This is a genomic window from Amycolatopsis sp. NPDC057786 (assembly GCF_042797905.1).
GTDB lineage: Bacteria > Actinomycetota > Actinomycetes > Mycobacteriales > Pseudonocardiaceae > Amycolatopsis.
In genome coordinates, this window is sequence record NZ_JBHVKW010000016.1 from 1 (window position 1) to 18,715 (window position 18,715).

Sequence of the window (18,715 nt, forward strand, 5' to 3'; positions counted from 1 at the left end):
GCGCCTGGCGCAAGGAAGGGGGCCTTCATGTACTCGGCAAGGTGTGAAGGTCGAGTTTCTTCGGCTGAGCCGAGGGAAGGGGTCCTTCACGCGCCGCCACTGTGGCTGTTCGGGCTGGTGGTGTCGCCGGCGCCTTCGAGTGGCGACCGTGTAGTCCGTCCAGTCACGCGAAACCGCCATCGGCCACCGGACTCACCACTCCAGAGGGGTGAGCACGCGATCCGCCGCGGCCCGGGTCCCGTCGACGGCGAACCATCCGCGCTCGAACAACTGCCAACGCCGCAGTTCCGCCAGGGAGTCCTCGCCGTCACGCTCGACACCGCGCTCCAGGCGTTCGGCCTCGCTCCCGCCGTCCAGCCAGGTCAGCAGGGACAACGACGGCCGCATCCGCGCGCGGCCACTGGAAACGCCCTCCAGCACCAGCACTTCGGGGACCGGGATCTCGACCTCTTCACCCGGCAGCGGGACACCACTGGACCAGTCCACTCGCCGGTACCGGCCTGCCCTGCCCGCGCGCAGCGGTTCCAGGACACCGGTTTCCAGCCGCGGCCACCACGAAACCGGTTCGTCCCAGGTGGCGAACTCGTCGGTGCTCACCAGCGCCACCCGGACGCCGCGGCCGGCCAGTTCGGCCACGATCTTTCCGGCCAGCGTGGACTTCCCGGAGCCGGACGGGCCGTCGACGGCCAGTACGCGGACGGCACCCAGCCTCGGCGGGGCCGCGAGAAGGGCGTCGATCAGCGTGCGCGTGCGGGGCTCACTTCGGGGAGCCCTTTGACGTTGTCGGGCGCGGCCGTCCTGGCTTCGAGCGCGGCGACCCGTTCTTCCAGGGCGCGCTGGGCGTCGGCGAGTTCGCAGCGGAGCAGCGCGATCTCCTCGACGGAGGTCCGGACCTCTTCTTCGAGATGCCCGACCTCGGTCGACAGATGCAGTGCGACCAAGGCCAGCACCACACCGGCCAAGAGGAATACGAAGTTCGACGGCGTCTGCACGCCGGTTATCCGCGCCATGAAGTCGGCCGCCTGCGGAACGAGGGCGAGCACGACCACGCCGACGGCGAGGACGAGCCAGACACCCGCGTACTTTTCCCGCAGTTTCCGCCGCCGCATCATCTCGAGGACGACGAACAGCACGAGACAGGCGACGACGATGCTGAGAATGCGCCAGCCAGCCATAATCAGCTCCTTTTACGCCGAATCCGACGAGTCGACGGCGGGACGGCGGCGCACCAGCGCCAGCAGCAGGGCGAGTCCGGCGCGGCCGAGGTAGATGGCCGATTTCACCGGCGAATGGCTCGGCGTTCCGGCCGCCCGTTCGCGCATGATCACCGGGATTTCCTTGATCTTCAGTTCGGCGCGGATCGCCATCACCAGCGATTCGACCGTGTCGCCGAGGTATTCGGCCGGGTAGTACGCGGCGAACAGTTTGATCGCGCGCGGGCCCATCGCCTTGAACCCGGAGGTCACGTCGGTGAGCTTGGTCTTCCCGAGCCGGGAGAAAACGACCGAGAGCGCGACCATCGCGTATTTCCGCGGGCCGCTCGCCTTGTACGAACCCTTGCCCGCGAACCGCGAGCCGATCGCGATGTCGGCGTCGTCGAGCGCGTCCAGCAGGGCCGCGACCTCGTCGGGATCGTGCTGACCGTCCGCGTCCACCTGGACGACGACGTCGTAGCCGCGGGCGGCCGCGTACCGGAAGCCGGTGCGCATCGCCCCGCCGACGCCGAGGTTCACCGCCAGGCGGGCCACCTCCGCGCCCGCCGCGCGGGCGAGCTTGGCCGTGTCGTCGGACGAGCCGTCGTCGACCACCAGCACGTCCATGCCCGGCAAGGACTGCTTGACCTGGGAAATGACCGCGCCGACACTGGCCTGCTCGTTCAGCGCGGGCATCACGATGAGTACGCGGCGGGTGGTCACGGACGTACTGGACACTGGATCACTCTATCTTCTTACTGGCCGTGAGCGGTGTCGGACCCGGCGGGGGCGCCGGCGGCGACCACACCTTGCTGACCTTCGATTTCGTAAACCGACGCGTCGAGGTTGTGGAAGACGCGCTTGAAACCCGGAGTGACGTCGAGGCGCTGGAGACCCACCGCGGACTGCGCGTTCGGGGCCACCTTGCCCTTGCCGACCAGCACGTAGCGCACCTTGAGGTCGGTGAGCGCCTCGCGCACGCGCGGCTCGCGGTTGAGGTCGTTGAGGAACACGCTGAGCCAGCCCGCCTTGGTGGTGAACTCGGCGCCGTAGTTGGTCCACTCGACCGGCTGAACCCCGGCGAGCGCGTACATCCACACCGAGCCGTCGGCCTTGTTGTTCATGACCCGCTCGCCGGGGACGACGTGCTTCCCGAGCCAGGCGTAGGCCTCTTCCTCGCCCTTGCTGACCGAGGGGCCGTCCGGGCCGTAGCTCATCGCGAGCCGCGCGGAGTTGCGGCCGATGTAACCGCCGCGGCTCAGCACCGCGACGACCAGGCCGACCACCAGCGCGCCCGCGACGGCCGCGGTGAACGGGTTCAGGTTCGGTTTCCGCTCGCCGAGCTTCTCGGCGAACTTGCCCGACGCGGTGTGCACGAACTCGCCGAACGCGACGGCGCCCGCCAACGGCACGAGCGCGCCGATCCGCCAGTGGTCGTTGTAGAACACGCCGGTCAGGGTGTGGATGAGCGGGGTCTCCAGCGAGATCGTCGCGGCGAACAGGCCGCCGAGCACGACGTACGCGCCGACCATCCAGAGCATCCGCCGGTGCTTGACCAGCAGGAACACCCCGATGATCGCCGGGATGCCGATCCACCACTGCGGGAACGCCGCCATCGGCGAGAACGTGATCGTCTGCCCGAGCGCGCCGGACACGCTGGTCTCCGAGGCCCAGAACGCGCTCGTCACCCCACCGGCGTTGTAGAGCGCCGGGAGGACCTGCGGCACGCCGAGCACGACCGCCATCACGACCGTGGCCACCAGCGAGGCGGCGCTGCGGCGCCAGCCGATCTTCTCGAAGCGGAACAGCACCGCGAGCAGGATCAGCAGGAAGTAGACCATGATCACGAAGATCAGGCTGGTGTGCAGGCCGGCCAGCCCGGCGACGCCGACGCCGATCGCGAGCGGTCCGGCGACGCCGTTCGGCTTCAGCAGCAGGCGGGCGAGCGCGAGCATGGCGGGCACGAGCGCCACCCCGGCGACGTACGGCCACAGCGGGCCGCGCCACAGCGAGTCGTACGGGAACGCGGTGAACCAGGTGGACACGGCCGCGGCGGCGGCGGTCGCGAGGACCGGCATACGCCAGGCCCGGCACATCGCCGCGACGCCGACCGGGACGGTCAGCACGACCGCGAGCGCCGCCAGGTTCAGCGTCGGCATCATCGTCAGGCCGCCCTTGCCGAAGATCAGGGCGAGCAGCGCGTGATAGGTGTCCGGGTAGAAGTAGTCGGTCTGGTTCGGCAGGTTCGCGATGGTGCCGACGGTCGACGCGCGCGCGTCGCCGTGTTCGGCGATCCAGCGCACCAGGTTGCCGTGGAACGGGGCGTCCCAGCCCTGCTGGACGTTCTCCAGTGAATGCGAGCCGCGCAGGAAGGTCACGGTGCCGACGCCGAGGCCGACCACGACACCGGCGCCGATCAGCAGGTGGTCGCGCAGGGAACGCTTCGTCTCGTCGTCGTCTTCGTCCTCGGCCCAGTCCGGGTGCCGCTTCGCGGTGAAGCGGAGGACGAGGAACGACAGGGCGAAACCGACGACAGAGAGGATCAGGACCCACAGGCCGACGTTCAGCATCGTCCAGCGGATGCCGAAGCGGCCGAGGATCGGAATGCCGATGGCGACGAGGCCGAAGGTCAGCAGCGGGGCCGCGGCGGCGAGCGTCCAGCCGCGCAGCCTGATGGCGGCACCGAAGACGAGCCCCGGCAGCCAGAACGCCAGCAAGACCAAAAGAACGTTCATCGAATTCGCTGTCCAACCCTATTCGGCGTCAAGGACGCCACCTCGTTCGCGGCGCGCGATGGCGCGGCCACACTATCGAGACGTTTCGGAAGGTCGCGCGTTGCCCGTCGCGGGGGTGCCCCTCACCACGAACGCCATGACGACCAGCAGGCCGACGGTCGGCCCGGCGGCGAGGCCGACGACGGCGCGCACGACCGTGTCGCCGGGGAAGAACAGCAGGACCAGCGCGGTCGCGACGACGACGGCAGCCCAGGTGATCAGCACCTTCGTGGCCTTGGCCTGCGCGACGAGGACGGCGGCGAGCAGCTGCATCGCGGCCAGCAGCACCGAGGACCAGACCAGTCCGGCCATCCACCAGGCTTCGGGATCGTTCTTGGCGCCGTAGACCAGGCGCACCACCCACGGGCCGATCAGCCAGCCGACCAGCGCGCCGAGCGCCGCGAGCGCCAGCGCGCCCGCCGAGCCGAGCGCGAGCAGCTTCCGTAGCCGGTGCTTGCCCTCCTCGGTGCTGGACAGGCGCACCACGGTCGGAACCGCGAGGGCCTGGACCGGCGCCATCAGCGTGAGCGGCGTCCTCGCCACGAACAGGGCGAGGAAGAGCACGCCGAGCTTGTCCATGTCGCCGCCGGGCGCGAGCAGGCTGACCAGCGCGGGGTAGCCGGTGATGACGCTCGCGGTGAGCCCGGCGCCCGCGAGGAGCATCAGCATGTTCGTGACCACCGGCTTCGCGGGCACGTCGGCTTCGAGCTTGGGATCGACCAGCTTGGCGGCGCCGCGGGCGAACAGCAGCCAGGCGAACGAGCCGGTCGCGGCGGCGACGGCGAACCAGTACAGCTGGGTAAGCCCGGCGACCACCAACGCTGCGACCACGAGGATCCGCACCGCGGCCTCGACCAGGATCAGCCACGAGTAGGACCGGACGTGGTCCTGGCCGATCAGCAGGCCTCGCGCGGTGAACTGGAAAGCGAACGAGACTCCGCCCGCGAGCACGATCACGGCGAGCGCGAACTGGCCGCCGTAGACCTTTTCGGTGATCGGCGGGAGCAACGTGACCAGCCCGACGATCGCCACGGCGATCGCGCTGGTGACGAAGGCGATGACCGCCGGGCGCCCTGCCTTGCGGCCTTCGAGCGCGGCGTGCGCGGACTGGCGGGAGATCTCCTGCTCCAGCGGGGAAAGGGCGGCGCCCAGTCCCATCAACATGCCCCAGAACGAGAGCAGGACGGCGTTGTCGGCCTTCGACAGCGTCCGGCCCCAGACCACGGTGAGGACGTAGCCGAGCGCGATGGCGATCAGCAGGTAGACGCCGATGCGGCCGGCGGACTTCCCGGTGTCCTTGGCCAATTCTTCACTGCTCACCGCGTTGCTCATCGCCGCAGCTTGGCCCGCAGCGCCATGAAGAGGCCTCGGAGCGCTCCGGCGCCGAAGCCGGCCGCGAACACCGGGGTGAGCTGGGCGACGGCCTTGGCCTCGGCCTTGGTCGCGCCGAACTTCGTCACCGCGAAGCCCGCGGCCGTGGACCCTGCGGCGGCCAGCGCGACAGCGGCCTTCGGGCGCTTCGCGGCGACACCGAGCCCGAGCACTCCGACGGCCATCGCGGCGAACAGGCCGTTGCGCGCGGGGCCGGGTGACGCGAGATACGAATCGACGAACGTGGTGCCGCGGAAATACGACTGCCCGACGAACTTCTTGAACGAATCCCGGCCGTGGTAGGTCGCGGAGAACTCCGGCGCGAGGAAGATGCGGTGGCGTTCGGCGATCCAGCGCAGAACGCCCGTGTCGTCACTGGCGAAACGGACGTCTTCGAAGAGCGACTCGAACGCGTTGGACGAATCCTCGAGAACGTCCTTCGGCGCGGAAAAGAATCCGGTGCCTTTGGGGAAGACGTCGAACTCCTCGATACCGAACGACATCAACCGCGGATCCGCGCAATAACGGCGCCACGGGATCTTGACCAGTCCCGCCATGAATCCCGCGTACGGATTGTGTTCGGACGCGACGTTGATGTGACCGTTCCACACCGTGCGCTCGGGATGATCGACGAGCTGGTCGCGGAGGAAGGTGAGCGAACCGGAGTCCACGATCACGCGGCTGTCGAGCAGCAGGATCTGCCGCCCGGACGCCTTCGCGATCCCGGCGCGGCGCGCCTCGAACCGGCCGCTGTTCGGCTGGGTGAGGACGGTGATGCCGTACAGCTCCTGCAGCTTGGCGAGCTTGTCGCCGGTGCCGTCGGTGCTGCCGTCGTCGACCACGACGACCTCGACCGGCCAGTTCGCCGTCTGTGCCGACGCGATCAGCGCGCCGACACTGCGATCGATCCAGTCCTGCTCGTTGTAGACCGGGATCACGACGGACAGGGCCGGGAGGAGCGAATTCGCACTCACCCCGGCGAGGCTACCTTGCGCGGCCCACCAGTATCCTTCGGGCACCGCAGACCCCGACAGAATGGCTCTTCCGGTGATTTCCTTCATTCTCGGCACCACGGCGGAACTGATCAAAATCGCGCCGGTCTACCACGGCATCCTCGAACGCGGGGTCCGGCCGAAGATCTGGTTCACCGCCCAGCACGTCGACGAGGTCTCGGACGTACTCGCCGATCTGAACCTTCCGGAGCCCGACGTCTGGCTCGTGCCGAAGGAGAAGGCGCACAACCTGGAGTCGCCCGCGCAGGTGCCGGGCTGGGCCACGCAGGTCCTGCGCACCGCGTGGAGCCGCCGGGCCGAACTGAAGGCCGCGCTGGTCGAGGACGGGCGTCCGCCGCTGGTGCTGGTGCACGGCGACACCTTCACCACGCCGTACGGCTCGCTCATCGGGAAGCGGATCCTCAAGTCGCGGGTCGGGCACGTCGAGGCGGGCGCGCGGTCGGGCAGCATCATGTCGCCGCTGCCGGAGGAGCTGAACCGGAAGATCGCCGCGAAGATCGTCGACATGCACTTCGCGCCGAGCGCGCGTGAGGTGAACAACCTCCGCAACGCGCGCGGCGTCGTCGTCGACACCGAGGCGAACACCGCGATCGACGCGATGCGGATGGCCATCAACGGGCCGCTGGACGTCGAGGGCCTGCCGGAGAAGTTCGGCCTCGCCACCCTGCACCGCTTCGAACTGGTCTCGCGCGCGGAGAAGTACCGCGAGGCGCTGGAGATCCTGCGCGAGCAGAGCAAGCAGATGCCGATCCTCTACATGGCGGGCGCGCCCGAGCGGGAGAAGATCCGTTCGCTCGGCCTGGCGAACCTCTTCGACGAGAAGAACTTCATCATCCAGCCGAAGATGCGGTACCTGAAGTTCCTGCCGCTGGTCGCGCGCGCCGAATACGTCGTCACCGACTCGGGTGGCCTGTCGGCCGAGTGCTACTACCTCGGCCTGCCGTGCGCCGTGCACCGCGAGCGCACCGAGACGCCGCAGCACCTCGGCGAGACCGTCGTGCTGACCGAGATGCGCGGGGACAAGCTGCAGAACTTCCTCGACACCTACCAGAACCGCCGCGGCGAGTCCTGGGTCGACAAGTTCCACCCGTCGGAGATCATCGTCGACACGCTGGCCCGCCTGGGCTACTGCTGACGCTTCGCTCGGCCCTTCACGCGCCATGAACGGTCCGTTACTTGCAAATTTTGCAAGTAACGGACCGTTCATGGCGTTTCGTGAGTGACTTCAGGGTCCGCAGGAGCTCCTCGCGGCCGTCACAGTGCGCGAGGGCCTAAAGAGCCCGGCGGCCCGAGAGCGCCCGGCCCAGCGTCAGCTCGTCCGCGAACTCCAGGTCGCCACCCATCGGCAGACCGGACGCCAGCCGCGTCACGGTCAGGCCGGGGAAGTCGCGCAGCATCCGCACGAGGTACGTCGCGGTCGCCTCGCCTTCGGTGTTCGGGTCGGTCGCGATGATGATCTCGCTGATCTCCGCGCCCCCGATCCGCGCGAGCAGCTCCCGCATGCGCAGCTGCTCCGGCCCGATGCCGGACAACGGGTCCAGCGCGCCGCCGAGCACGTGGTAGCGACCCTTGAACTCGCGCGTCCGTTCGACGGCGAGCACGTCCTTCGGCTCCTCGACCACGCAGATGACCGTGAGATCGCGGCGGGTGTCGCGGCAGATCCGGCAGGTCTCCTGCTCCGAGACGTTGCCGCAGACCTCGCAGAACTGCACGCCTTCCTTGACCTTGCCGAGCACTTCCTGCAGACGCGCGATATCCGCGGGATCGGCGGCCAGCAGGTGGAAGGCGATCCGCTGCGCGCTCTTGGGACCGACGCCGGGCAACCGCCCGAGTTCGTCGATCAGATCCTGGACGACACCCTCGTACAAGCTAGCCGCCGAGCCCGGGGAAGCCACCGAGGTCCGGCATCCCGCCGCCGAGGCCGCCTGCGAGCGGGCCGAGCTTCTGCTCGGTGAGCTTCTGCGCGTTGGCGGAAGCGTCCCGCACGGCCGCGACGACCAGGTCGGACAGGGTCTCGACGTCGTCGGGGTCGACCACCTTGGGGTCGATGGACAGCGATTTGAGCTGACTGTCGCCGGACACGGTCGCGGTGACCAGGCCGCCGCCGGAAGTACCGGTCACCTCCGTGTTGGCCAGCTCTTCCTGGGCCTCGACCAGCTTCTGCTGCATCTGCTGGGCCTGTTGCATGATCTGCGACAGGTCGAAGCCGCCACCGGGTTGCACCATGATCCGATCGGTCCTCTCCTGGAAAATCCCGTGCCGCCTACCAGCCTAGCCGTCACGCGTGTGGCACCGTGGGCGCCGTGCGACGACGGCTGGGCCTGGTGGTGGCGATCGGATTGACGCTGTTCACGGCGTGCGGGGTGGACACCCCCGCGTCCTCGCCGTCGAGTCCGGCTCCACCCGGCACCACGACGGTCCTCACCACCCTTCCGCAGCCGAGTCCCACGACGAGCACGGCACCTTCGAGCGCGCCGCCGCCTTCGAGCACGCAGCAGCCGAAGACGGGCAAGGTCGTCGTGCTCGATCCCGGTCACAACGGCGGGAACTCCGGCAAGCCCGGCGAGATCAACCGGCAGGTCCCGGCGGGACGCGGCAAGACGAAACCGTGCAACACCACCGGAACCTCGACGAATTCCGGCTATTCCGAGCACGCGTTCACCTGGGACGTCTCGCAGCGGATCTCACAGGCGTTGACGGCCAAGGGAATTCGCGTCGTCCTCACGCGGCAGAGCGACACCGGAGTCGGACCGTGCGTCAACGAACGCGCCGCGATCGGGAACGACGCGCAGGCCGACGCGGTCGTGTCGATCCACGCGGACGGCTCGAATTCCGCCGGGGCGCACGGTTTCCACGTCGCCTACTCGGCACCGCCGCTGAACGCCCAGCAGGGCGAGCCCTCGGTGAAACTCGCGACGGCGTTGCGGGACGGTCTCCGCGCGGGCGGCTTCCCGACGTCTACGTACCTCGGGACGAACGGGCTCGCCCCGCGCGCCGACCTCGGCGGGCTCAACCTCTCGACGCGGCCCGCCGCGCTCGTGGAATGCGGGAACATGCGCAACGCGGCCGAAGCGGCGGCGATGGCGAGCGAAGAAGGACGTCAGCAGTACGCCGCCGTCATCGCGAAGGCCATCGAGGACTACCTCGCCGGTTAGGGCTTGAGCAACGCCGGGCTGCCGGTGATCTCGACGGAGCCCGACCCGGTCTCCGGCCGCGTCCCGTCCAGCAGCTCCACGGTGCCGGGGGCGGACGATCTCGCGGTGCCGGCGGGCGCCCACGCGATCCGGAACTCCTCGCCGTCCCGCTCGAACCGGCATTGCCACAGGTTCTCCGGCAACCCGGCTCGCGTGCCCGCGCCGCAGGAGCGGATCTTCGCGCCGTCGAGCCACCGGCCGAGCCGTCCGACGTGGGCGGCGGCGCGGGTCGGCGGCCCGCCCGCGGGCTGCAGCACGATCGGCACGCGGTCGCTTCCCCAGTTGTAGAAGTACATCCGCTTGAAGCGCGCGTAGAGCCCGGTCAGGTAGAAGCGGGCGGCGTAGTCCGCGGCGAGCGCGGGATCGACCGGCGGTTGCAGTGGGACGTCGAAATCGGTACCGGTGCTCCACAGGTTCGCGTGCCCGTTGGTGCGGTGGAAACTCCGCTCGACCTCGTCCGCGAGCGCGAGCATGGTCTCGGGCGGATCCGCCATCCGGCCCGGGTGCAGTTTGACGGCGGCGGCGTCGCAGCTTTCGTAGCCGCGGAGTTCGCCGAACCGTTCCAGGACCCGCCGGGCCGCGGGATCGCCGAGCTGCCCCATCGACGGGCAGACCACCACGGCGCCGGGATCACCCGCCCTGATGATCCGGCTCGCCCGCCGGACCATCTCCACCAGCCGTTCGACCGGGCCGGTGAAGTACTTGGGGTGGTTGGCCATATCCCACAGCTCGTACGACTCGATCCGGCCGCGGTACCGCTCGACCACCTTCCCGACGAACGTGTCCCAGTCCGCGAGGTCGTCGGGCGCCGCCGCGCGGGAGCCGTCCGGGTAAGCCGACGGCGGTCCGCCCGGCGCCGCCCAGCCGGGTGTGCCACCTAAGACGAACAGCACCGGGAGCCCCGCCCGGCCCGCGCCGTCGACCAGCCTGTCCAAAGTGGACCATTCCGGCCTGCCGCGCTCCGGCTCCAGGTTCTGCCAGCGGGTCCCCGAATCCCAGAGCCGGACGGCCCCGGCACCGAACGACGGCATCAGCCCGGTCTCGCTGTTCGCGGTCACCCCGAAGAACTCGTCGCCCACCGGGGACGGCAGGTCCGTCCACATCGGGGCGTGGAACGTCCGCGCGACCGGTTCCGCCGCGGGCACGGCGCTCGCCCCGACCAGGGTGACCATGACGAGCGAAGCCACCAGCGGCCACCATCCGATCCGGTGCCGGGCACTGGGCTCCGGCACCGGATCGGGCGCGGGAGGCGCGGACACGACATCTCCCCTTGCCGCGTCCGCGCGTTCCCACAACCGGAAGAGCGCCGACAGTTCGTCGCGCCCCGCGTCGCAGGCCGTCGCGATCCGTTCCAGCGGCCCGAACGCGGCCGGGACACTGGCACCGCTGCAATAACGGTGGACGGTCGAACGACTCAGATGCGCCTTGACGCCGATCCGTTCGTAGCTGTGGCCGCTACGCCGTTTCAGCCCTTCGAGCAGTTCCGCCAAGGCCCGGCCGTGTCCTCCCCCTGTCATGGATCCCTCCCCGCGTGGTGCCTACTAAGCGTCACCGATGGACCCGCGACGGGACACACCTTTTCGTCCCAGCGAAAACATCACCGGCCCGAGACCTCCCGATGACGTCTCACGCACCGGCGTCTCCGCAGGTCGGAGCCGGGTTTCCGTCCCACCCTCCCGGATTGGGCCGAATGGCTTGTCTCGGCACGTCCGGCACGTTTGAGTTACCGGCGGAGAAGAAAATGCCGTCTTGAGGGGGACGAGGCATGACTCTGCGGATGATCTTCGATCGCAAGGATCTCCAGGGGATCCGGATAGCCGAAGCACCCGACCCGTTGTGGGAGCTGGTCCTCGGTTCACATCAGCTGAGAGAGGACCGCCCATCGGCATGGCGTCAACAGGTCCGGCTGAACCTGCGCCAGAACGAAGAAGCGGCCCGATCGCTGAAGACGCTGTTCACGCTGGTTCCGCCGAAGGGGAACTTTCCCGACTTCCTGACCCCGCCCACGTCGGCGGGCTCCTTCGAAAGCGGGCTGGAGGCGGTGGCGTGCACGCCGCGCGGACGGCTGCGCGCCGATCTCCGGACGGTGTTCACCGGCGCCGCGCCGGCCTGGGTGAAACGGCTCGCCGACGGCGATCGCGAGGAGGTCGGCGGGGTCGTCGGCGCGCTGCGGGACGCGTACGGACTGGTGATCGAGCCGTTCTGGCACAGCATGCGCGAGACCGTCGCGGCCGACCGCGCCCACCGCGTCCGCACGCTGGCCACCGAGGGGGCGGGGGCGATGATGCGCGGCATCCCCGGCGTCCGCGGCTGGGACGGCGAGGTGCTGGAGATCGCGTACCCGCGGGAACGGACCGTCCATCTCGACGGCCGGGGGCTGACCCTGATCCCGAGCCGGTTCTGCGCGAACACACCGGTCACGTTCATCGATCCGGCGCTGCCGCCGGTGCTGCTCTACCCGGCAAGGCCGACCGGCGCCCGCCCGGCGGACGTGTCTCCCGAACTGGTGGCGCTCCTCGGCAGGACCCGCGCCGAAAGCCTCGGCGCGCTGCGTGTCCCGCGTACGACCAGCAAGCTGGCCTCATGCCTCGGCACGTCGATCGGCACGGCCAGCAAACAGGCCGCCGTGCTGCGCGAGGCCGGGCTCGTCACCAGCGCCAGGCAGGGCAGCGCCATCCTGCACCACCTCACCCGGCTCGGCACGGCACTGCTCACCGGGGAGCTCGACGAAGGGACCGCTCCCTGACGCGTTTCGTCCTCTGAATGCGGTAGTTGGCGGTACGAACCACCGCATCGAGAGGACTACTTGCGCTCGTCGAGCGGGCGGGCGTTGAGATGGTCGGCGAGCAGCTTCCTGGCGATCTCTTCGGGATCCTGCTCGGGCGGGAGCGGCGGAGGCGGCGGGGCGGGGCTCGCGTCCTCGTTGTAGAGGTCCTCGTCCTCCTCGACCGGCTCGGGCGGGAGCGGGATGTCCGGCTCGGCGGTCGTCACCTTCGGCCGCTGAGGCTCCGGCTTGGGCGCGGGCGGCGCGGGAGGGGCGGCGGCCGGCGTTTCGACGGACCGGCGGGTGAAAGACCGCTCGGGCGCCGGTGGCTGCGGCGCGGCCTTGGGTGCCGCGGCCTGCCGAGGCTGCGCGGCGCCGTGGACGCAGCGCACCTGCCAATCGCCGCCGAAGACCTCCTTGAACGCGGTCGCGACGCGCTCCGCGTTGTGCGGTTCGGAAAGCCGCCGGGCCAGCGGCTCGGCGCTGTGCGTGAGCGTGACGGCGTTGCCCTCGACACTCACCACGCTCGCCTGCGTGAGCATCGCTTCGGTGCTGCGGCCACCCGGCACCTTGCGGATGGCGGCGAGCACCTGCGGCCAGCGGCCGCGGATCCCGTCCACGTCCGTCGCGCCACCGGAAGCAGCGGCGGGAGCGGGCGCCGCCGGGGACGGGGCGGGCCGCTCGGCGACCGGCTCGGGCCGCGCGGCGGGCTGGGGTGCGGCCTGCGGGGCCGCTTGGGGAGCCGGGGCGGCCTGCGGCTGCGCGGGCGCGGCGGCCCGTTGCGACGGCCGCTGGAACTCGCGGACGGGCTCACCCGCCGGAGCGACCGGGGCGGACTGCGCCACCGGAGCCGCCTGAACGCCTTGAGCGGCCGGAGCCGGAGCGGCGACGGGTGCCGGAGCCGTAGCGGCACGGCGTTCGAGCCGTTCGAGCCGGGCGAGCAACGCGTCGGTGCCCTCGGCGACCGACGGCAGCAGCATCCGCGCCGTGAGCAGCTCCAGCACCAGCCTCGGCGAGGTCGCGCCCCGCATCTCCAAAAGTCCATTGTGGACGATGTCGGCGTAGCGCGAGAGCGTGGCGGGCTCCAGTTTGCCCGCCTGCTCCTTCATCTTCTTGAGCTCGTCGTCCGGCGCGGCGACCAGGCCGCGCTCACCCGCGTCCGGCACCGAACGCAGCATCACCAGGTCGCGCAGTCGGTCGAGCAGGTCGGTGGCGAACCGGCGCGGGTCGTGCCCGGCCTCGGCGAGCCGCTCGACGGTGCCGAACACCGCGGCCGCGTCGTCCGCGGCCAGCGCGTCGACCATGCCGTCGATGAGCGCGACGTCGGTGACCCCCAGCAGCGACACCGCGCGCGAGTAGTCGACACCGTCCGGCCCGGCCCCGGCCAGCAACTGGTCCAGCACCGACTGCGTGTCCCGCGCCGAACCCCCGCCCGCGCGAATGACCAGCGGGTACACCGCGGGCTCGACCTTCGCGCCCTCGGCGGCGACGTTGCGTTCCAGCAGTTCACGCATGGAACTGGGCGGGATCAGCCGGAAGGGGTAGTGGTGCGTCCGCGACCGGATGGTGGGGAGCACCTTGTCCGGTTCGGTGGTCGCGAAGATGAAGATCAGGTGCTCCGGCGGCTCTTCCACGATCTTCAGCAGGGCGTTGAAACCCTGCGTGGTGACCATGTGCGCCTCGTCGATGATGAAGACGCGATAGCGCGAGTCGGCCGGGGCGTAGAAGGCCCTGTCCCGCAGCTCACGGGCGTCGTCGACACCACCGTGGCTGGCGGCGTCGAGTTCGGTGACGTCGACACTGCCCGGGCCTTCGGGCGCGAGGTTGCGGCACGAATTGCACTCGCCGCACGGATCCGGCGTCGGGCCCTTCGCACAGTTCAGCGAACGCGCCATGATGCGGGCGCTCGACGTCTTGCCGCAGCCGCGCGGGCCGGAGAAGAGGTAGGCGTGGTTGATGCGCCCGGCGGCCAGGGCCGTACGCAGCGGATCGGTCACATGCTCCTGCCCGACGACCTCGGCGAAGGTAGCCGGACGGTACTTTCGGTATAGAGCTAGAGCCACGCGTTGAATCTAACAGTGGCGCGTAGCGTCTCCTTTGAGGGCGGCGGCGGGGGCATGGATGGATACCGGGAGGGCACGACAGGTGAGACCGGCACCGACCCCCGGCAGGTATCCGGTCCGCTTCGGCACCGCCGAACTGCTCCAGGACGCCGACCGGCCCAACGCCTGGATGATCACGGTCGACGGCGTCGCCCAGTCGCACGTCAACCTCGACGACCCCAGGGATCTCGAGTTCGACTACATCCGCCGGATCGCCGACGTAGTCGACTGCCTCGGCGAAGGCCCGCTCGACGTGCTGCACGTCGGCGGGGCGGCTTGCACGCTTCCGCGCTACATCGCCGCGGCCCGGCCGCGCTCACGGCAGCTGGTCTTCGACGCCGACGGCGAACTCGTGGCGCTCGTCCGGGAGCAATTGGGCCTGAAGGGGTTGAAGGTCCGCGTCGGCGACGGCCGCGAAGGCGTCTCCGGCAGGTACGACGCTTCGGCCGACCTGGTCATCGTGGACGCTTTCGAACGCGGAGTCCTGGCAGGCGGGCTCGCGACCGTCGAGTTCACGAGTGAGATCGCGCGGGTCCTCCGCCCGGCCGGGACCTACGTCGCCAACGTCTCCGACGGGCCGAACCTGCCGTTCCTCCGCCGGTTCCTGGCGACCTTGGCGACTTCCTTCCCTCACCTGGCGATCTTGGCCGAGCCAGGCGTCCTGCGAGGCCGCCGCTTCGGGAACATCGTGGTCGCCGCCTCACGCACCGAACTCCCCGTGACAAAGATGACCCGCCGAGCCGCTTCCTCGGCATACCCCGCCCGCTGCGTAGCCAACGACGACCTACGCGACCTCCAAGGCAAAGCCCGACCAATCACCGACGCGGAAGCCCTACCGTCCCCAGTACCACCAAAAGACGTCTTCGGGATCTTCTGAACCGGCCCCCTGGTCACTCACGCAACCGACCGCGGGGGTCCGGGGGGCGAAGCCCCGCCGGCCGGGTGTGGGGTCGGACCCCACAAAATAAGGCGGATCCCGCGCACCCGTCAGAGCTTGCTTATCCTTGCTGCCTTCCGGCCCTGGGGAGGTTCACAAGATGGACGCCGCGCGGGATCCGAGGACCAGTGTAGTCACTCCCGTCCATGTATGGAGGACAGTGGGGGGTATGAGTACTCCGACCTGGGCAGATGTCCGTAAGGCCGCCGAGGCCGTCCACCCGTTCGTGCGACACACGCCGCTGCTGCGCGCGGAGGTCGACGGGCGGCCGCTGGTCCTCAAGCTGGAGCATCTGCAGCGAAGCGGATCGTTCAAACTGCGGGGCGCGGTGAACGCGCTGGTGAGCGGTCCGTTGCCGGAGCGGGTGCTGACGGCGTCCGGCGGCAACCACGGGCTGGGCGTGGCGACGGCGGCTTCGCTGCTGAATCTGCCCGCGACGGTGTATGTGCCGGAGTCGGCTCCGCAGGCGAAGACGGCCCGGATCGAGGCGGCGGGCGCGAAGCTCATCCGCCACGGAGCGACGTACGCCGAGGCCGCCGCGAAGGCGCTCGAAGCCGCCTCCGAGCCGGGTACGCGGTATCTGCACGCGTACGACGATCCCGCCGTCGTCGCAGGTCAGGGCACTGTGGCGGCCGAAGTGATCCAGGACGCGCCGGACGTCGACGCGTTCCTGGTCGCGGTCGGCGGTGGCGGGCTGGTCGCGGGGACGTCGCTGGCCGGGTTGCCGACGTTCGCCGTCGAACCGGAGCGGTGCCGCGCGCTCGACGCGGCGCTGAAGGCAGGCGAGCCCGTGGACGTGGAGATCGACTCGGTGGCCGCGTCCGCGCTCGGCGCGACCAGGATCGGGAGCGTCCCGTTCGCCGTGCTCCGCGATCGGGTGACGTCCGTGCTGGTCAGCGACGCGGAGCTGCTCGCCGCGCGGGACCGGCTCTGGGACGAGTTCCGCCTCGCCGTCGAACCGGCCGCCGCGGTCCCGTTCGCGGCGTGGCTGGCGGGGCGGACCGAGGGCGAGCTGCCCTGCGTCATCCTGTGCGGCGCTAACAGTGACTGGACGCCCTGAGCTCGACCCGGAATTCCGTCCGACCCGGACGGCTGGCGACCCCGACCCGCCCGCCGTGCGCGGCGACGACGGCCGCGACGATGGCCAGGCCGAGTCCCGTGCTGCCGGCGGCCCGCGACCGTGAGTCGTCGCCGCGGGCGAACCGTTCGAACACCTCCGGGAGGATCTCCGGCGGGATCCCCGGGCCACCGTCGACAATGGACAGTGTCACCATCGAGTCCACTATGGACAAAGCGGTGGTGACCTCGGTGCCCGCCGGGGTGTGCGTGCGCGCGTTGCCGAGCAGGTTGATCACCACCTGGTGCAGCTGATCCGCGTCGCCGAGGACGGTGATCGGCTCCGGCGGCACCTCCAGCAGCCATTTGTGCTCCGGCCCGGCGACGTGCGCGTCGGCGACGGCGTCCGCGACCAGCCGGGAGAGATCGACCGGCTGATGCACCACCGGACGCCCGGAGTCGAGCCTGGCGAGCAGCAGCAGATCCTCGACCAGGCCGGTCATCCTCGTCGATTCCGACTCGACCCGGCCCATCGCGAACGCGATGTCCGGCGGCACCTCGGAGCCGGAGCGCCGGGTGAGTTCCGCGTAGCCGCGGATGGCCGCGAGCGGCGTCCGGAGTTCGTGACTGGCGTCCGCGACGAACCGGCGCACCCGGCTTTCACTGGCCTGACGGGCGGAAAGCGCGTTCGAGATGTGGCCGAGCATGCGGTTGAGCGCGAATCCGACCTTCCCGACCTCGGTCCGCGGATCGGTGTCCACTTCGGACACTCGCTCGGACAGGGCGACCTCGCCACGGTCGAGCGGGAGCTCGGCGACCCTGGCCGCGGTGGCGGCCAGGCGATCGAGGGGTTTCATGGTGCGCCGCACGGTCACCGCGCCGAGCGCGCCCGCCAGCAGGATGCCGCCGATGGCGACGCCCCCGAAGATGAAACCCAGGTTCCACAAGGTGTCCGTGACGTCCTTTGTGGGCAGTCCGGTGATCGAGATACCGCCGTTGGACGCCTGTTTGGCCACCACGCGGTACTCCCCGAGCGTTCCGAGGTCCACGTCGGCAGGCCTGTCGGTCGGCGTCGACCGCAACAGGGCCGAGAGCTGGGCCGGGCCGATCGGGTCGTGGGGGAACGGGTCGGCGACCTTCGCGTCGTAGCTGGACCGCAGTACCGCCGCGACCACGCGACCGTCCGGGAGGATGTTCACGAACAACGAACCGGTGCTCTGGCCGTACGCGCGCAGGCCTTCCGGCACCCGTTCCCCGCCGGGACGCCCCGGCGGTGGCGGACGGCTGGCGCGTTCGCTGGTCTCGGCGATCCGCGCGTCGAGCTGGTCGAACAGGAAGTCCCGCAGCGCCAGTTCGGTCACCACGCCCACCACCAGGCAGACGAGCGCGAGCAGCCCCGCGACCTGCGCGATCAGCCGCCGCCGCAGGGACCAAGGCCGCCTACCCCGCGGGTTTGAGGACATACCCGGCGCCGCGCATCGTATGGATCATCGGTTCCCTGTCGGCGTCGATCTTCTTGCGGAGATAGGAGATGTACAGCTCGACGATATTGGCCTGGCCGCCGAAGTCGTAGCTCCAGACGCGGTCGAGGATCTGCGCCTTGGACAGCACCCGCTTGGGATTGCGCATGAGATAACGCAGCAGTTCGAACTCGGTGGCGGTCAGCGGTACCGGATCGCCACCGCGGTGCACTTCGCGGCTGTCCTCGTCCAAGGTCAGGTCGCCGACGACCAGCATCGATCCGCTCGGCCCGGCGACGCCGCCCGCGCGCCGGAGCAGCGCGCGCAGCCGTAACGCGACCTCCTCCAGGCTGAACGGTTTGGTGACGTAGTCGTCGCCGCCCGCGGTGAGCCCGGCGATCCGGTCCTCCACCGCGTCCTTCGCGGTCAGGAACAGCACCGGCAGGTTCGGCACCTCGGAACGCAGGCGCCGCAACACTTCCAGGCCGCTCAGATCCGGCAGCATGACGTCCAGCACCACCGCGTCCGGCCGGAATTCCCGTGCGACGCGGACGGCCTCGGTGCCGTCGGCGGCGGTGCGGATGTCCCAGCCCTCCATGCGCAGCGCCATCGACACGAGTTCGGACAGGGTCGCCTCGTCGTCGACGACCAGCACCCGCACGGGGCTGCCGTCGACACGGCGCAGGACGTTCACACTGGGCATGCTGCCATCCTGGGCGGCGGCGATGAGGCTTCTCTGTGTGCAGCCTGTGCGTTTCCTGTGAACGATCACCCTCCCGGGGCGGAATCACAGCGCGTGCCCACCGATGGCACAGCTCCCGCACAGCGACGGCGCCGAGCATGGCCGCAAC

17 protein-coding genes and 1 other RNA gene are annotated in these 18,715 nt (G+C 70.2%); 5 read left to right on the forward strand and 13 right to left on the reverse strand.

Going from position 1 to position 18,715, the window contains the following annotated elements; translation table 11 throughout:
- Positions 1-192: 192 nt before the first annotated feature.
- The 6 genes from ACFVM3_RS12220 to ACFVM3_RS12245 form a co-directional block, all read right to left on the reverse strand.
- Entirely contained in the window at positions 193-708 is a 516-nt protein-coding gene (locus ACFVM3_RS12220; RefSeq protein WP_378438198.1) for a uridine kinase, read from the reverse strand.
- A gap of 29 nt (positions 709-737) precedes the next feature.
- Positions 738-1,175, reverse strand: coding sequence for a DUF2304 domain-containing protein (locus tag ACFVM3_RS12225; RefSeq protein ID WP_378438052.1), 438 nt, complete (start codon positions 1,173-1,175; stop codon positions 738-740).
- Between the two features lie 12 nt (positions 1,176-1,187).
- Positions 1,188-1,889, reverse strand: coding sequence for a glycosyltransferase family 2 protein (locus ACFVM3_RS12230; RefSeq protein ID WP_257489823.1), 702 nt, complete (start codon positions 1,887-1,889; stop codon positions 1,188-1,190).
- Between the two features lie 59 nt (positions 1,890-1,948).
- Entirely contained in the window at positions 1,949-3,928 is a 1,980-nt protein-coding gene (locus tag ACFVM3_RS12235; RefSeq protein ID WP_378438054.1) for a DUF6541 family protein, read from the reverse strand.
- A 72-nt stretch (positions 3,929-4,000) separates the two neighbouring features.
- Positions 4,001-5,299: a hypothetical protein gene (locus tag ACFVM3_RS12240; RefSeq protein WP_378438056.1), complete on the reverse strand. Its 1,299-nt coding sequence runs from the start codon at positions 5,297-5,299 to the stop codon at positions 4,001-4,003.
- Positions 5,296-6,312, reverse strand: a complete 1,017-nt coding sequence (locus ACFVM3_RS12245; protein WP_378438058.1) for a glycosyltransferase family 2 protein — start codon at positions 6,310-6,312, stop codon at positions 5,296-5,298. The genes ACFVM3_RS12240 and ACFVM3_RS12245 overlap by 4 nt, the downstream gene beginning before the upstream one ends.
- A gap of 61 nt (positions 6,313-6,373) precedes the next feature.
- Between ACFVM3_RS12245 and ACFVM3_RS12250 the strand changes: the two genes are divergently transcribed.
- A complete protein-coding gene (locus tag ACFVM3_RS12250) occupies positions 6,374-7,486 on the forward strand; it encodes a UDP-N-acetylglucosamine 2-epimerase (protein WP_257483280.1) in 1,113 nt (370 codons plus the stop codon).
- A 136-nt stretch (positions 7,487-7,622) separates the two neighbouring features.
- Here ACFVM3_RS12250 and recR read toward each other — a convergent pair whose 3' ends face one another.
- The gene (recR, locus tag ACFVM3_RS12255) at positions 7,623-8,219 is read right to left on the reverse strand and encodes a recombination mediator RecR (RefSeq protein ID WP_005166260.1); all 597 of its coding nucleotides are present in this window, start codon (positions 8,217-8,219) and stop codon (positions 7,623-7,625) included.
- 1 nt (position 8,220) lies between these two features.
- Positions 8,221-8,577 (reverse strand): YbaB/EbfC family nucleoid-associated protein, encoded by a 357-nt coding sequence (locus tag ACFVM3_RS12260; protein ID WP_007035126.1) that lies wholly within the window; start codon positions 8,575-8,577, stop codon positions 8,221-8,223.
- A gap of 68 nt (positions 8,578-8,645) precedes the next feature.
- Between ACFVM3_RS12260 and ACFVM3_RS12265 the strand changes: the two genes are divergently transcribed.
- Positions 8,646-9,506, forward strand: a complete 861-nt coding sequence (locus ACFVM3_RS12265; RefSeq protein WP_378438059.1) for an N-acetylmuramoyl-L-alanine amidase — start codon at positions 8,646-8,648, stop codon at positions 9,504-9,506.
- Here ACFVM3_RS12265 and ACFVM3_RS12270 read toward each other — a convergent pair.
- A complete protein-coding gene (locus tag ACFVM3_RS12270; RefSeq protein ID WP_378438061.1) occupies positions 9,503-11,062 on the reverse strand; it encodes a helix-turn-helix domain-containing protein in 1,560 nt (519 codons plus the stop codon). The genes ACFVM3_RS12265 and ACFVM3_RS12270 overlap by 4 nt on opposite strands.
- A gap of 248 nt (positions 11,063-11,310) precedes the next feature.
- Between ACFVM3_RS12270 and ACFVM3_RS12275 the strand changes: the two genes are divergently transcribed.
- A complete protein-coding gene (locus ACFVM3_RS12275) occupies positions 11,311-12,291 on the forward strand; it encodes an ArsR/SmtB family transcription factor (protein WP_378438063.1) in 981 nt (326 codons plus the stop codon).
- 56 nt (positions 12,292-12,347) lie between these two features.
- Here ACFVM3_RS12275 and ACFVM3_RS12280 read toward each other — a convergent pair whose 3' ends face one another.
- Positions 12,348-14,372, reverse strand: coding sequence for a DNA polymerase III subunit gamma and tau (locus ACFVM3_RS12280; protein WP_378438065.1), 2,025 nt, complete (start codon positions 14,370-14,372; stop codon positions 12,348-12,350).
- Positions 14,373-14,454: 82 nt separating this feature from the next.
- Between ACFVM3_RS12280 and ACFVM3_RS12285 the strand changes: the two genes are divergently transcribed.
- Positions 14,455-15,288, forward strand: coding sequence for a spermidine synthase (locus ACFVM3_RS12285; RefSeq protein WP_378438066.1), 834 nt, complete (start codon positions 14,455-14,457; stop codon positions 15,286-15,288).
- An 87-nt stretch (positions 15,289-15,375) separates the two neighbouring features.
- Here the strand turns inward: ACFVM3_RS12285 and ffs are convergent.
- Positions 15,376-15,472, reverse strand: an RNA gene (gene ffs, locus ACFVM3_RS12290) — signal recognition particle sRNA small type.
- A 45-nt stretch (positions 15,473-15,517) separates the two neighbouring features.
- Between ffs and ACFVM3_RS12295 the strand changes: the two genes are divergently transcribed.
- On the forward strand, positions 15,518-16,408 hold the full coding sequence (locus ACFVM3_RS12295) for a serine/threonine dehydratase (RefSeq protein ID WP_378438068.1): 891 nt from the start codon (positions 15,518-15,520) through the stop codon (positions 16,406-16,408).
- On the opposite strand, the gene ACFVM3_RS12300 is transcribed toward ACFVM3_RS12295, so the two are convergent.
- Together ACFVM3_RS12300 and ACFVM3_RS12305 are read right to left on the reverse strand one after the other, a co-directional pair.
- Positions 16,386-17,867 (reverse strand): sensor histidine kinase, encoded by a 1,482-nt coding sequence (locus tag ACFVM3_RS12300; protein ID WP_378438070.1) that lies wholly within the window; start codon positions 17,865-17,867, stop codon positions 16,386-16,388. The genes ACFVM3_RS12295 and ACFVM3_RS12300 overlap by 23 nt on opposite strands.
- Positions 17,845-18,567 (reverse strand): response regulator transcription factor, encoded by a 723-nt coding sequence (locus ACFVM3_RS12305; RefSeq protein WP_378438072.1) that lies wholly within the window; start codon positions 18,565-18,567, stop codon positions 17,845-17,847. The genes ACFVM3_RS12300 and ACFVM3_RS12305 overlap by 23 nt, the downstream gene beginning before the upstream one ends.
- Positions 18,568-18,715 lie beyond the last annotated feature (148 nt).